Raw genomic sequence first — 14360 nt, forward strand, 5'->3', positions numbered from 1 at the left:
TAAATTTGATAAAAATAATAGAATGGATATTTCAAAAGAACTGCCTTTTCAACAACTTTTAGGAATTATAAAAAACCTCAATTCTAAGGAAAAAGAAGAAGTGGCAAAAATTCTTATTGAAGAAACAGAAGTTACAGATGAAATGTGGGATGAAGCCTTAAAAAGAAAAAAGGATTTTGAAAATGGAAAAATACCTACAGAATCTTGGCAAAATCTTAAAAAAAGAATTTTAGGTTGAGTTTTACAATACAATTTCTTTCGGTTGCTTCAGAAGAGTTAGAAGATGCTTTCTTTTGGTATGAAGAAAAAAGAGAAAATCTAGGGGTAGAATTTATGGAAGAGTTAGAATATTACCTCAATTTAATTTCAGAAAATCCCTTTTATTTCGAAGGAAATTCTGAAAAAGAAAATTTAAGAAAAGTTCCTTTATCAAGATTTCCGTATATTGTTTTTTATTGGGTTGATGAAAATTCTAAAACGATTTATTTTGATGCCCTATTTCATGCGAAAAAAAAACCAAAAAAATACTGACACTTTGTCTAATTTTGAATTAGGAATAATTTTTGAGAAATTTTAGAAAGAAATAAACAAAAAATTACAATGGATATAAAAAAAGACTTCAGAGATTTCTCTGTAAAACACATGGGAAACAGCGGATTGGCAACGGATCAATATATGGGAATGTACGGACCAACCAATCTTACTCCTTATATTATGGAAGAAAGACGTTTAAATGTGACCCAAATGGATGTTTTTTCCCGATTAATGATGGACAGAATTATTTTTCTAGGAACAGGAATTGATGATCAGGTTGCAAATATCGTGACGGCACAGTTGCTTTTCTTGGAAAGTTCTGACGCGTCAAAGGATATACAAATTTACATCAATTCTCCAGGAGGAAGTGTTTATGCAGGTTTGGGAATTTATGACACGATGCAAATCATCAAACCAGATGTGGCGACAATTTGTACCGGAATCGCGGCTTCTATGGGAGCTGTTCTTTTGGTTGCTGGTGAAAAAGGAAAACGTTCCGCTTTGAAACATTCGCGAGTGATGATTCATCAACCTTCTGGTGGTGCACAAGGAGTTGCGAGCGATATGGAAATTAACTTGAGAGAAATGTTAAAGCTTAAAAAAGAGCTTTATGACATTATTTCTGAACATTCAGGCCAATCTTACGAATGGGTTGAAAAAGCTTCTGACAGAGATTATTGGATGACTTCCACCGAAGCCAAAGATTTTGGAATGGTAGATGAAGTTTTACAAAGAAAAAAATAAATGAATCTGCTAATTCGATGATGGGTTCATTTGAGAAGTAGCAGTTTATTAATGATTTTAAAAAAGAAGGGATACCGTTTTCATGGTATCCCTTTTTTATGATCAAATTAGCTCATTGCCAAATTTTCGCCTTAATTAAATCCTTCAATAATTTGAGCAAAATCTGCAATTTTCAAAGCAGCGCCTCCAATCAAACCTCCATCAATATCGGGTTGAGAGAAGATTTCTTTTGCATTTTCAGGTTTTACAGAACCACCATATAAAATCGAAATTTCATCGGCAACTTCTTTGCCGTATTTATTTGCAATGGTATTTCTAATATGGGCGTGAATTTCTTGAGCCTGTTCTGGACTTGCTGTTTCGCCAGTTCCAATCGCCCAAACTGGTTCGTAAGCAATGACCACTTTTTTAATTTCTTCTGCTGAAAGGGTAAAAAGGGCAACTTCTGTCTGGTTTTTCACGACTTCTAAATGTTGACCAGCTTTTCTTTGTTCCAAAGTTTCACCATTACAATAAACAGGAATTAAACCTTTGTCTAAAGCCAATTTTATTTTTCTATTGCAGTGAGAATCGGTTTCTCCGTGATATTGTCTTCTTTCAGAATGTCCAATTAATGCACCATCTGCATCAATGGATTCTAACATATCTGCAGAAATTTCGCCCGTATAAGCGCCGCTTTCATGTTCGCTCATGTCTTGCGAAAAAACGCCAATTTCATTGTTTTCATATAGATCTTTTGCCATCATCAAGTACAAAGATGGGGGAGCGATCCAGATTTCACAATTGGACGTATTATTTTTTTTATATTCTAATAATTGAAACATTAATTGTTGTGCTTCAATTACGTTTTTGTTCATTTTCCAGTTTCCTGCTACGATGTTTTTTCTCATAATTTTTAGTCTAAGATTAGAATTGATGGTTTTGATTTTTGAATTAATTCAGGCTCCATTGGTTCTTTAAGATCATATAATAATCATGTTCTTGATCGCTTACTTTATCATCAGCTTTGATCAATGATTTCGCAAATTTCACGAAGTCTTTTCTTTCGTTTTCGGTGGAATCTTCTAGAAAACATTTTGCGTGAAATTCGAAATGATCTTTCCATTCTTCTGGTTGTAAATTGGCAATCACATCGAGTTCATCGTCTAAATTGATTTTGAAGGGAAACTCATCTGCTAAATATTCCTGTAATTTAAGACCTTCTTCTGGCGCAAATTCTCCGTCAACAGACGAAAGTATCATTAAAAGATGGTAACCTGCAATTGATTTATTTGATTTTTGCATATCTAATTTTAATTTATCTTTTTTAATTATTATAAGGTCTTTAAGCTATTTTAAATAATCTTCAGTAGACCTTTTATCGATGATTTTTCCGTTTTGCAAAGTTAAGACAAATGGGTTACTTCTCGCAATTGTTTTAATTGCAGTTCCGTCCATCATTGCATTTTTAATGGTTCTAAACGTGGCTGGATTCGTAGAAACTCCGAAAATTACAGCCTCTTTTATTTCCTTTACTTTTGCTTCTGTTTTTGCCAATAAAACTGGATCCACATTTTCTGGGTGATAAGAAAAAATAAGAACCGCTTTTGGGGCTTTTAATATTTCTTCCGTTAAATCCATTCCTTCCGGACTTTCAGGTTTAAATTTTGCAATTTCTGACTCGTACCCTTGTTTTACGATTTTCGATGTTGTTTTTCCTTCTTCGATTTTCCAAGGCGAACCTTCTTCCCAATATTTTTTATCATTCACATAATCATCCTGATTGACAGCTAAAATTTCCCCAGTTTTAGCGTTTTTTAAAGAATAAAAGGTTTTATATTCAGAAGGGTCTTTTTGAATTTTTAATTTTTCAGCATTTAGATCGGTTCCAATTTTATAATGTCGAAAATCGATCAGCGGTTCATGTGCAATTCCCCAATAGATTACGAAAACCATTGCTATCAAAGCAATTGCAGAAAGGTATTTTTTAAATTTCGATTCTGTTTCATTATGATCATTCCGGTAAAGAATAAATAAAATTCCTAAACCAACGAGTAGAAAAAGATCTTTCCAGAAACTTTGCCAAGGTTTCAGTTTGAGCGCATCGCCAAAGCAACCACAGTCTGTTACAACATTAAAGTAAGCTGAATAAAAGGTGAGAAAGGCAAAGAAAACACATAGTGCGATTAAAAGGGAAATGGTTAACTGAAGACGCGTTTTTAACAATAATAAAAATCCTAAAACGAGTTCCACTACGACCACCATAATTGCCAGAAATAATGCTTGTTTTTCTAAAAATGGAATACTGAAAACGGAAGGAGAAAAGTATTCCTCCATTTTAAAAGAAAATCCCACAATATCTACTGCTTTCACAAATCCGGAAACGATGAAAATCAGAGCAATGACAATTCGGAGTATATTTTTAAACATAGGTTTATATTAATTTGGTTTCAAATTTTTCTTCTTCTTCCGACATTTTTATGAGACAAAAAACGGCGTAATTCAGCATGTCAAAGTAATTGGCATCGATTCCTTCCGAAACTAAGGTTGCACCCGAATTGTCTTCAATTTGCTTGGTGCGCAACACTTTTTGGTAAATCAAATCGGTGATCGAAGCAATTCTCATATCGCGCCAAGCTTCGCCATAATCATGGTTTTTTCGCAACATCAGTTCTTTACCTTCATGCGCAAATTTGTCGTACAGTTCGAGCATTTCGTTTTTATCTTGGTTGAAATCATCTGCAAAACCTTTCTCTAACTGAATTAATCCGATAATAGAGTAGTTTACGATTGCGATAAGATTTTCTTCTGCAGATTCGCCCACTTTTGAGGTGTTTGTAATCTGAAAATTTCTCAAACTTTTAACTTTAATAAGAATTTGGTCTGTTAAAGACGGCGTTCTTAAGACACGAAAAGAAGCACCATAATCCTGAAGTTTTTTACTGAATAAATCCCGACAAATACTGATAATTCCGTCGAATTGTTTCGCTGTTTTCTGCATATAATTTCTAAACTTTTCAAAGATAAGAATTTTGTCGGGAAGAAGGAAGCGCGAGATCAGAACTTATCACCATACTATTTATTAAATTTGCATTTATGAACGCAATCAATCGCACCCCAAATCATTCTTCTTTTTCAATGAACTGCCGCGGAAAACTCACCGATTTATCGACACCGTTAATTATGGGGATTCTGAATCTAACTCCTGATTCTTTTTCAGATGGAGGAAAATTTAATTCCGAAAAAAATGCACTCCTTCAAGTAGAAAAAATGATTTCCGACGGTGCTGCAATCATTGATATCGGTGCTCAATCAACAAGACCAAATGCAGAATTTTTGTCTGCTGAAAGTGAAATTTCAAGATTGGGAAGTTTAATTTCAAAAATTAAAAAACAATTTCCCGAAACGCTCATTTCTTTGGATACTTTTTATGCGGAGGTAGTACAATTTGGTTGTAAAGAAGGAATTGATATCGTGAATGATATTTCGGGTGGAAATTTTGACAAAAAAATGTTTGAAACCGTAGGAAAAAAAGCACTTCCGTATATTTTAATGCATGTGAACCCAACCTACCAATCAATGCACCAAAAATTAATTGATAGTGACATCATTTTAAATCTTAATGAATATTTTTCGGAGAAAATATTGGAACTGGAAGCTTTTGCAATCAATGATTTTATTCTGGATCCTGGGTTCGGATTTGGCAAAACAGTGGAGCAACAACATCAACTTCTGAACGAAATCGAATTCATTAATTTTGGGAAAAACCCACTGTTGATCGGGATATCTCGAAAATCTTTTATTTATAAACCATTGGGTAAAAAACCTACAGAAATCATTGAAGAAACACAAAAACTTCATCTAAAAGTTTTAGAGAAAGGTGCCAAAATTTTGCGCGTTCACGATGTTGCTGAAACGAAGAAAACGATTAATATTTTTCTGAACCGTTAATTCAAAGTGGATAATTTATCTGCATATTCTTTTGAAAATTTTTCCCGGTCCTTATTTAACTGCTCCAAATTATTGGGCAAAATATAATTGAATAAAATCTTATCCTCATCATCGAGGAAAACAATTTCTTTTTCTTTTTCGCCAATCATTTGCGAGAAAACTTCCCACATCGAAGTGTCTTTCATCTTTAATAAATCGAAAAATGCGGAGGCTTTAATTTGTATCATTTCCATTTTTAAAATCCTAAAAAATTGAGTTTAAGTTGTACGGCAAAATTTTCTTTAAAAACTGGTGTTGCATAATAGCCAATTCTATAGAAAAATCCAAGGTTGAAAGGTGATCCCAAAAAGTTATTGCTTTCAAAACCAATTTCCTGATAAAGATGATCTAATTTTTGAAAATCGAATTGATGTTCTTGTGTGTTTTTTAGATCTCCTGTAACGCCTCGAAGGACTGCATCGAAGCTAGAAACATTCTTGCCAAAAGTCTTAAAATACCACGGAATTCGGTGGGTGAAATAGAATCCTACGAATTTGTCATTGTAATATTTTCCTCCTTCCATGGTCGCAAAACCGAGGTAAGAAGTTAAGTTAAAATTTAATTCCCCTTTGTTGCTTCCCAAACCATTCATCCCGAAATGATGCCAAATCGGCGCACTCCCCGTAAGTAATCCTGCGTAAACCCGAAATCCTGTAACGCCGATTTTCGTTTTGAAACTGTGTTGTCCCAAGACATCGAATCGGCCGTAAGTTAATTCGCCACCAAGTATTTTCAATCCCTGTTCATAGTTGGCAAAAAATTCGGGATAATTTTCTTCGTAGGTAAATTTTCCAGAAGGAGTCATGATGTTTTTTGATTTTGGGGAATATTTCAATGTGATTTGGGTGGCGAAATTTTGAAATTTGTTCCCAAGATTCATGAAATTATAATCAAATTTAGCTTCCTCGTTATCTCTTTTGGTAAAAATATTTACCGTTAAAGCATTCGTCAAATCGTTTTGATATGATAATTTAAAACCCTCCAATTTATAAAAACGGTTGTTGTACATGTCGATTCCCGAATTCATAATTCTCTTTTTAAAATTCCAGAGAATCTCATTGAATCTTCCGGCAGCAGAAACATCATTGTAATATTCTGCGCGAAAAAAGGACACTTTTTCCACGGTGGTTTTGATAGTGATTCCAGCTCCGTATTTCCAGGCTTTGTCTTTTATACCGTATGCGAAATAAGCATCGGGAGAAATATATTTATTGAATTTTTCGTTGAGTTTTGCGGCAGCTCCCAATCTTAATCCTTCATAATCATTGTATTGAATGAATCGGATGCCATCAAAATCTACATTTCCAACTCGAAGATCACCTTTGATTAAACCCGTAAAAACATTTAGTTTTTGGTCTAACTTGTATTTTTTGCCAACACTATCAATTTTGTTATAGGTCATTTTTTCCCTCGTTGTTAAGGAATCGGTGCGGAATTGATCAAGCGTACTTCCGTCAGTGTTTTTTACATCGATGGTATAGCCAGAAAAGTCTTTCTTATTCACCTCAATAGGTGTTTTAAAATCAAAATAGTCTGCAGTGATAAAAACGTAGTTTCCGTATTTCTGTTTTTTTAGGTCGTCTTTGTCTTTTGATTGATCTGATTTTTCTGTGTTAAAGGCTGTAGAACCCATTTTCATTTTTAAATTCTCCTTCCGCAAGAACCATTTGTTATCGATTCTTGTCCAGATACTTGTAATTGAACCTTCACTTTTTTTCTTACTGTTGCTTTCAATTTTTTTTAGACCATAAGTTTCGCTGTCGACATAAATATAACCGTTGAATCGCCTTTTTTTAGCAGCCTGTTTGTAATCAACCTGCCGAAAGCGGATGACATAATTTTTACGACCCTCAATATCGATAGAATCGGTTAAAAAGTAGCGATAAAGGCTTCGGTTTTCTTCGCGAATTTCTCTTGGAATTTGATTTCTGTTTGAGCGTAAAGAGATCATTTCATAAATGGGCTGTTTCAGTCCAGAAACCCTGTTGTCGAGAATGTTTATTTTTTCGCCATATTTCTGAGAAAAGAGATACTGCGAAGCTCTCTCCCAGAGAAAAAGTTTACTTGAAGTCATTAATTTCTGCACGTTTACACTTTCAATAGAATCTTTCTTTTTATCCTTGGACTGTTCTTTAATCGGAACTGTTTTTAAAGAATCTAAGCGGTGATTGATAAATTGATCATAATGCTTAATGCTATCTTCATCGATATCTAAAGAAATTTTTTCGTAGGATTTAAACGCGTATGAATCTAAACTTTGAGGAGAATTTATTTTGTAGTTATCGTTTACTTTTCGTAGAATTTCTAAAGCCAAAGGATCACTTTTATCATCAATAATAACGCCTTGAATGGATTGGGTTTTAGGATCTGATCGCGATAAAAGGACCTCCATCACTTTATCTACAACCGCTTCATCTTCGAAAAATCCTGGTGCTTTTACATTCACCTTTTTGCAATTTGTACGAAATTGTAAAAAACCCTGCGCATTAGTCGTACCTAAAAATTTATTATTGCACGATACAGTTGCACCGGTAATTGGTAAGTTGTTTCCAGCACTAAAAACAGTAATTTTTGACTGCGCGGAAATATTTAAAAATAGGAAAGAAAAGACAATAAGGAGAAGCTTTTTCATAGAAACAAATATATTCAAAATATTTAAAAATCTGAGTTTTTGAATCCGAGTTATTTGAGCATTTGTCGCAAGTTAACAGCGTTTTCTAAAGATGATCATTGCAAATCACCGACCAAAAATTTAATTAAAAACCGAAAAAGAGCAAAAAAAAGGAATTATTTACAATTTGCATGTGCAGTCTTTTCAAAAACAAATAAAATTGGTCGTTTTTGATGGATGTTTTATGGCGTTTAAAAAATTGAAACCTGCGTAAATTTTAATTGATCTTCATCAAAAGTTCCAAAGCATTATTGAAATTAATTTATAAAAACGAAAAAACAGAAAATATCCACTAAAAAAAAATCTAGGAAATTCTGCTCCATTTGTTTTTGCCTTTATATTGCTTGATATAATAATTTTTTAAGGCTAAATTTTCCGGGTTTTGGAGATGAGGATCGTTTTTCAGCAACGATTCTACAGCAGATTTGGCCGCTTTAATAATTTTTCCGTCAGCAATTAAGTCGAGTTTCTTAAAATCGACAACACCGCTTTGTTGGGTTCCCAAAATATCTCCTGGACCACGAAGTTGCATATCTACTTCCGAAATTTTGAATCCGTCATTGGTTTCGGTCATGGTTTTTATTCGGGTTCGGCTTTCTTGCGTCAATTTATCAGAGGTCATCAAAATGCAGTAACTTTGTTCTCCGCCGCGACCGACTCTGCCACGAAGCTGATGAAGCTGTGATAAACCAAATCTTTCGGCACTTTCTATAATCATTACGGATGCATTCGGAACATTTACACCTACTTCAATGACCGTTGTAGCCACCATAATTTCACATTTTCCGGAGGCAAAATAATTCATTGCTGCTTCTTTTTCGGCGGGTTTCATTCTTCCGTGCAACATCGTGACATTTTTCCCTTCAAAAAACGCTAAGATGTGATCATAATTTTCGAGTAGATTTTTATAATCCAAAGTTTCAGATTCTTCTATTAAAGGGTAAACAAAATAAACCTGTCGCCCTTTTTCGATTTCCTCTTTTGCAAAACGAAAAACAGTTAATCGGTCTTTTTCCCGCCGATGTGCCGTAATGATTGGTTTTCTTCCGACCGGCATTTCATCAATCACAGAAACGTCGAGATCGCTGTAAAAACTCATCGCTAAAGTTCTTGGGATTGGTGTTGCAGTCATCACAAGAATATGAGGAGGGATTTTGTTTTTCGCCCATAATTTGGCTCGTTGCGCCACTCCAAATCGGTGTTGTTCATCGATGATTGCCAATCCGAGATTGTTGAATTGAACGATATCTTCAAGAACCGCATGAGTTCCTACCAAAATTGAAAGTTCGCCACTGCGCAATTCCTCGTGAATAATTTTTCTTTCCGATTTTTTGGTGGAACCTGTGAGTAATTTTACTTTAACATTTGTTTCTGCCAATAATTCTGAGATTCCTGTAAAATGTTGTTGTGCTAATATTTCTGTGGGCGCCATGATACAACTTTGAAAACCATTGTCCAGTGCAATCAACATAGAAAGTAGCGCAACCATTGTTTTTCCTGAACCCACATCACCTTGTAAAAGTCGATTCATTTGAATGGGTTTTTTCAGGTCGGTGCGAATTTCTTTTAAGACTTTTTTCTGCGCATTTGTTAATTCAAAAGGCAAAACAAAATCGTAAAAATTTTTGAAATTTTCCCCGATTTTTGGGAAAGGATTTCCTATCACCGAAGCTTTGTGATGCTGCTTTTTCAAGCCATAACCTAATTGAAAAAAATAGGCTTCTTCAAATTTGAGTCGTCGGTTTGCATGTTCAAAATGATCCAGATCTTTAGGAAAATGAATGTGGTAAAAAGCATGTATTCTTCCAATCAAACTAAATTGAGTTCTCAAATTTTCCGGGAGATTTTCTTGAATGAGACTGGGAAGATTGCGAAGGATATCGGTTAAAACTGTTTGGAAAAATTTATTGTTTAAACCTCTTTTTGCTAGTTTTTCGCTTCCAGGATATACCGGTAAAAGTGTTCCAGAAAGTGCTTTCTTCTCATCGATTTCAATTTCAGGGTGTGGCATTGAAAAATTTCCATTGAAGTGGTTGATTTTTCCAAAAATAAAAATTTCCTGATGGAGTGGTAGTTGGTCTTTCATCCATTTTGAATACCGAAACCACACCAATTCCAGCATTCCGGTTTCATCGCGGAATTTCGCAGTCATTCTCTTTTGACCTTTCCCGTAACCCACTTCCTGAATATCGGTGATTTTTCCTTTGAGCTGAATTTCAGCGTCGGGTTCTTCCTTTACATCAGCAATTTTGTAAATTTTACTTTTGTCGATATAACGCAAAGGGTAAAAGGTGAGGAAATCTTCCACCACGGTGAATCCCAAAACATTTTTAATGAATTTTGCGCGTTCAGGACCGATTCCTTTTAAGAATTCTATGGAAGTTTCTAAAGTCAATATTTAAATAAAAGATTGTTTTTTGTTAAGGGCGAATTTCGTCAAAATAAAAAGACTTCCAAAATTTAATTGAAAGTCTTGTGTTTTAATCGCTATAATTGATTGTTTAATCTTTAATATTTGATTTGAATTTTTTCTGATAATTCTCCCACTTTTCTCGGGTATCTATTTTTTTGTACTCGTCGTTTGCAATAAACGGAATATAAGGTTCGAGTTCTTTTGCTGTCAATGCGCCTTGTAAAATAGTAATAGGATTGCTTTTTTCATCCAGAAAAACGATGCTCGGAATTGCATTTACGTTCATGTATTTGGTTAATTCATGAAGCGAATTTTTAGTTTTTCCCTCTTTAAAACCAACATTATTGAAGGTTCGACCAAACAACTCGATGCTTTCTTTTCCTTCTGCATTAAATTTAACTGGATAATAATTTTCATTCAGATATTTTGCAATTACTGGGTGATTATAGGTGTTTTTTTCCATGATTTTGCACGGAGCGCACCAATCAGCATAAAAATCGATCATGATTTTCTTTGGAGTTGTTTTTTGTGCATTCACAGCTTGTTCCAATGTCATCCAATTGACTTGTGCAAAACCCAAAACAGTAATTAAAAGCGAAAGTAAGAGCGTTATTTTTTTCATTGCGTGTTTGATTACTAAATTCATACCAAATTAGAGCTTAACGAACTTCATGCATTAATTTTTTGACCAAAGGTGAAATTACAATTAAAACAATCCCTGCAATTACAGCGTACAATCCTAAATCTTTATAACCTGAAGTATAGGTGGTTAATTTTTCAATATTGGAAGCATCTTCTCTTGCTGTAGCCATATTTGCACCAATAAGTCCTGCAACATATTGTCCGTAAGCTGAAGCTAAAAACCACATTCCCATCATCATTCCCTGTAATTTTTGGGTAGAAAGTTTCGTCATGATAGAAAGTCCGATCGGAGAAATGCACATTTCTCCCAAAGTAATAATAAATAATGCAACGGTGAAAATACTTAAAGAGGTTACGCCGGCTGCATTTGCGAAAAATTTTGTAGCGAAAATTGCGTAAAATCCTAGTCCTAAAAATATAAATCCTAAACCAAATTTGATGATTGTATTGGGTTCTAATTTCTTTTTATTTAGCCAAATCCAAAGTAAACCGATGGGAATTGCGACCAATAAAATGAAGAAAGCTCCTCCGGAATTATTCACTCCATTTGGATCTAAACCTAATAAATCCTGATTCAAATTGTGTGCGGCGAAAATACTTAATGAACCACCACTTTGCTCATAAATTCCCCAAAAAACAATAGAGAAGATGATGAAAACCAAAGCAGCAAATAATTTATTTCTTTCGATTTTATCGACCAAAGACATTTCATAAAATAAGTAGATCAACGTCAATGGTCCCACTGTGTACATGAAATAATCGGTGTATTCTGGTTTTGCAACCATGATCATGATCAACGGAACGAAAATCAGAGACAATACATAAACTCCGTATTCTTTCCATTTTGCGATGGCGACTTCTTGACCGTTTTTCAAAATTTGCATCGGTTGTAAACCGATTGGTCCTAATCTTCTTTGGGTAAAAATAAAATTAACCAAGCTGATTACCATCACCACTGCAGCTAAACCGAATGCTACATTCCATCTTTTATCTTCTGGAATCAAGTTCGAAAACATTTCGCCTTTCCCAATTGCTACACAGAAATAACCGCCTAAAAGCGCTCCTAAATTAATTCCGGCATAGAAAAGGGAAAATCCTGCATCGGTTCTGTTGTCTCCATTTTTATAGAGTTTACCAACCATTGTAGAAATATTTGGCTTAAAGAATCCTGTTCCTACAACGGTAAATGAAATTCCGAGGAAAAAATAATCGTGTGGATTTGTCGCTAAAATCATGCTTCCGACAATCATTAATAAACCACCCCAAAACAAGGATTTTCTGAAACCTAAGATTTTATCAGCAAAAATTCCGCCGACAAAAGTGAAGGCATAAACAAAAGCTTGTGTAGCTCCATACTGCAAATTTGCATCGACTTCATTAAATTTTAATTGGGAAATCATAAAGAAAACGAGCATTCCGCGCATTCCGTAGAAGCAGAATCTTTCCCACATTTCGGAAAAGAAAAGAGACCAGATCTGACGTGGATATTTTCCTTTGAAATCTTGTATTTGTTCGAGCGTAAGGTTCATTGTAATTGTCTTTTATTTTAGCCTAACGAAAATATAAAAAACCATCGAATAAATCGATGGTTTTAGAATATATTAAAGTAATGCAGATTAATTTACACCGTGCATCATTTTTTTCAAAATAGGAGATATCATCGCTAAGATTGCACCTGCAATTCCACAAAGGATTACAAACACCATGAAGAATTCAAAGAGATTGTGAATTTCAAATCCAACAAAACTATTGTAAACCGTTGAAATTTGCTCTTTATTCAAAAGAGACAATTGTTCTGCAGTTAAAGTCACTTTTTTATCCAAAACATCCTGAAGATTGATGCCTAATTCTTTCGCTTTTAAGTATTTATCTCCTGTTGCAGGCAAAATAGAACCTAAAGTTCCTGATAAGGCATAACCTGCTGCATTCGCGATAAAAAATACACCGAATAATAAGGAAGCAAATCTTTTTGGCGCTAATTTACCTACCAAAGATAATCCAATTGGAGACAAACAAAGTTCTCCCATTGTCTGAATTAAATACAATAAGATCAACCATTTTACGGCAAGAAGACCAGAGTTTCCTAAATCTTTCACGTTGTAAGCAATGATTAAATAACTCAAAGCGATCAAACCAAGTCCAATTGCTTGTTTCAAAGGAGATACTGGTTCTTTTTTGTTGGCTCTTAATTTATCCCAAAGCATACTGAAAGGAACGGCCAAAACCACGATAAACAAACCATTAAAAATCTGAACCATTGAAGGTGGCATATTCCACCCAAAAATATGTCTGTCTGTTTGGTTGTCTGCGATAAATGTTAGTGATGAACCTGCCTGTTCGAAAGCAGCCCAAAAGAAAATGATGAAAAAGGATACGATATAAATCACCCAAATCCGATCTCTTTCAACTTTATTTTCTGTTGCAGACATAATTAAATAAGCCAAAGCAAGTCCCATTGAATAAATGAATGGATAAATAACTGCTTTCACAAATTCTCCCATACCTACAGATCCGAATCCGATTTTATCAACAAATAAATATTGGAAACCGAAGAACGTTAAAACGAAAACAGACACTGCAATTCCGATTGATTTTCCAGAGAAATTCGCGGTTTGCGATTCTCCTTCTTCAAAATCATCTGCTGTATTTTGACTAGGTAATCCACCGATTGGTCTTCCTTCCGGTGTTACTACATATTTATTTTTAAGTAAAACAAAAGTAAGTGTTCCGATTACCATCGCGATTGAAGCCGCTAAAAAGCCCCATTTGAAAGCGTGAATATCTCGCATTCCACCTGCATCTTTTACATCTCCTAAAAATGGACAAATAAACTGACCTAGAAAAGCGCCTAAGTTGATTCCCATGTAAAAAATGGTAAACGCAGAATCTAATTTTGATTTTTCCTGTTTTGGATAAAGACTTCCAACCATGGAAGAAATATTCGGTTTGAAGAATCCATTACCGAAAATAATTACTCCTAATGCAACCCACATCAGCATTTGTGCCGAACTCAAATTAGAATCGAAGGTAGAAGCACTCATAAACATTAAGAATTGTCCGATTGCCATCAATGTTCCTCCGACAATAATACAATATCTGTTTCCTAAGAAGCGGTCTGCAATAAAACCTCCCAACATTGGAGTTAAATAACAAAGTGCCAAAAATCCACCGTAAATAATGGTCACATCTCCTTCTTTCATTAGAAGAGAGTTCACCATAAAAAGCGTCAATAAAGCGCGCATTCCATAAAAATTGAAACGTTCCCACATTTCTGTACCGAACAATACCCATAAACCTTTCGGGTGTTTTGCCTTTGGTTCGTTTGAAAGTTCGTTAGTTGAGTTTACTGCTTCTAGCTCATCCATATTGATCGTGTTAATTATTTGT

General features: G+C 34.6%; 14 protein-coding genes. 4 read left to right on the forward strand and 10 right to left on the reverse strand.

Translation table 11 applies throughout. From position 1 onward, the window contains the following. The first annotated feature begins 22 nt into the window (after positions 1 to 22). The 3 genes from BW932_RS03800 to clpP all read left to right on the forward strand — a co-directional run bounded on the left by BW932_RS03800 (position 23) and on the right by clpP (position 1278). On the forward strand, positions 23 to 238 hold the full coding sequence (locus BW932_RS03800) for a hypothetical protein (RefSeq protein ID WP_076385544.1): 216 nt from the start codon (positions 23 to 25) through the stop codon (positions 236 to 238). Beyond that, positions 235 to 531 (forward strand): type II toxin-antitoxin system RelE/ParE family toxin, encoded by a 297-nt coding sequence (locus BW932_RS03805; protein WP_076385546.1) that lies wholly within the window; start codon positions 235 to 237, stop codon positions 529 to 531. The genes BW932_RS03800 and BW932_RS03805 overlap by 4 nt, the downstream gene beginning before the upstream one ends. A 69-nt stretch (positions 532 to 600) precedes the next feature. Continuing rightward, positions 601 to 1278 carry an ATP-dependent Clp endopeptidase proteolytic subunit ClpP gene (clpP, locus tag BW932_RS03810; protein ID WP_076385547.1) on the forward strand — a complete coding sequence of 226 codons (678 nt, stop codon included), beginning with the start codon at positions 601 to 603 and terminating at the stop codon, positions 1276 to 1278. Positions 1279 to 1409: 131 nt separating this feature from the next. Here clpP and tpiA read toward each other — a convergent pair whose 3' ends face one another. Genes tpiA through BW932_RS03830 form a run of 4 tightly spaced genes read right to left on the reverse strand, consistent with a single transcriptional unit; the run spans position 1410 to position 4258 of the window. Then, entirely contained in the window at positions 1410 to 2168 is a 759-nt protein-coding gene (gene tpiA, locus BW932_RS03815; protein WP_076385549.1) for a triose-phosphate isomerase, read from the reverse strand. Positions 2169 to 2211: 43 nt separating this feature from the next. Continuing rightward, on the reverse strand, positions 2212 to 2562 hold the full coding sequence (locus BW932_RS03820; protein WP_076385551.1) for a tellurite resistance TerB family protein: 351 nt from the start codon (positions 2560 to 2562) through the stop codon (positions 2212 to 2214). Positions 2563 to 2607: 45 nt separating this feature from the next. Continuing rightward, complete coding sequence (locus BW932_RS03825; protein ID WP_076385553.1) at positions 2608 to 3687, reverse strand: BT_3928 family protein; 1080 nt, start codon at positions 3685 to 3687, stop codon at positions 2608 to 2610. Positions 3688 to 3691: 4 nt separating this feature from the next. Next, complete coding sequence (locus tag BW932_RS03830) at positions 3692 to 4258, reverse strand: DUF1599 domain-containing protein (RefSeq protein ID WP_076385555.1); 567 nt, start codon at positions 4256 to 4258, stop codon at positions 3692 to 3694. Between the two features lie 95 nt (positions 4259 to 4353). On the opposite strand from BW932_RS03830, the gene folP reads away from it, so the two are divergent. Beyond that, on the forward strand, positions 4354 to 5208 hold the full coding sequence (gene folP / locus BW932_RS03835) for a dihydropteroate synthase (RefSeq protein WP_076385557.1): 855 nt from the start codon (positions 4354 to 4356) through the stop codon (positions 5206 to 5208). On the opposite strand, the gene BW932_RS03840 is transcribed toward folP, so the two are convergent. The 6 genes from BW932_RS03840 to BW932_RS03865 form a co-directional block, all read right to left on the reverse strand. Next, the gene (locus BW932_RS03840) at positions 5205 to 5441 is read right to left on the reverse strand and encodes a hypothetical protein (protein ID WP_076385559.1); all 237 of its coding nucleotides are present in this window, start codon (positions 5439 to 5441) and stop codon (positions 5205 to 5207) included. The genes folP and BW932_RS03840 overlap by 4 nt on opposite strands. A gap of 2 nt (positions 5442 to 5443) precedes the next feature. After that, entirely contained in the window at positions 5444 to 7879 is a 2436-nt protein-coding gene (locus tag BW932_RS03845; protein ID WP_076385561.1) for a DUF5686 family protein, read from the reverse strand. 343 nt (positions 7880 to 8222) lie between these two features. After that, entirely contained in the window at positions 8223 to 10313 is a 2091-nt protein-coding gene (gene recG, locus BW932_RS03850; protein WP_076385563.1) for an ATP-dependent DNA helicase RecG, read from the reverse strand. Positions 10314 to 10419: 106 nt separating this feature from the next. Continuing rightward, positions 10420 to 10953 carry a thioredoxin family protein gene (locus tag BW932_RS03855; RefSeq protein ID WP_076385994.1) on the reverse strand — a complete coding sequence of 178 codons (534 nt, stop codon included), beginning with the start codon at positions 10951 to 10953 and terminating at the stop codon, positions 10420 to 10422. Between the two features lie 37 nt (positions 10954 to 10990). Then, entirely contained in the window at positions 10991 to 12502 is a 1512-nt protein-coding gene (locus BW932_RS03860; protein WP_076385565.1) for a peptide MFS transporter, read from the reverse strand. A gap of 87 nt (positions 12503 to 12589) precedes the next feature. Continuing rightward, complete coding sequence (locus tag BW932_RS03865; RefSeq protein ID WP_076385567.1) at positions 12590 to 14338, reverse strand: peptide MFS transporter; 1749 nt, start codon at positions 14336 to 14338, stop codon at positions 12590 to 12592. Positions 14339 to 14360 lie beyond the last annotated feature (22 nt).

This window comes from Kaistella chaponensis (assembly GCF_900156725.1).
Taxonomy (GTDB): Bacteria; Bacteroidota; Bacteroidia; order Flavobacteriales; family Weeksellaceae; genus Kaistella; species Kaistella chaponensis.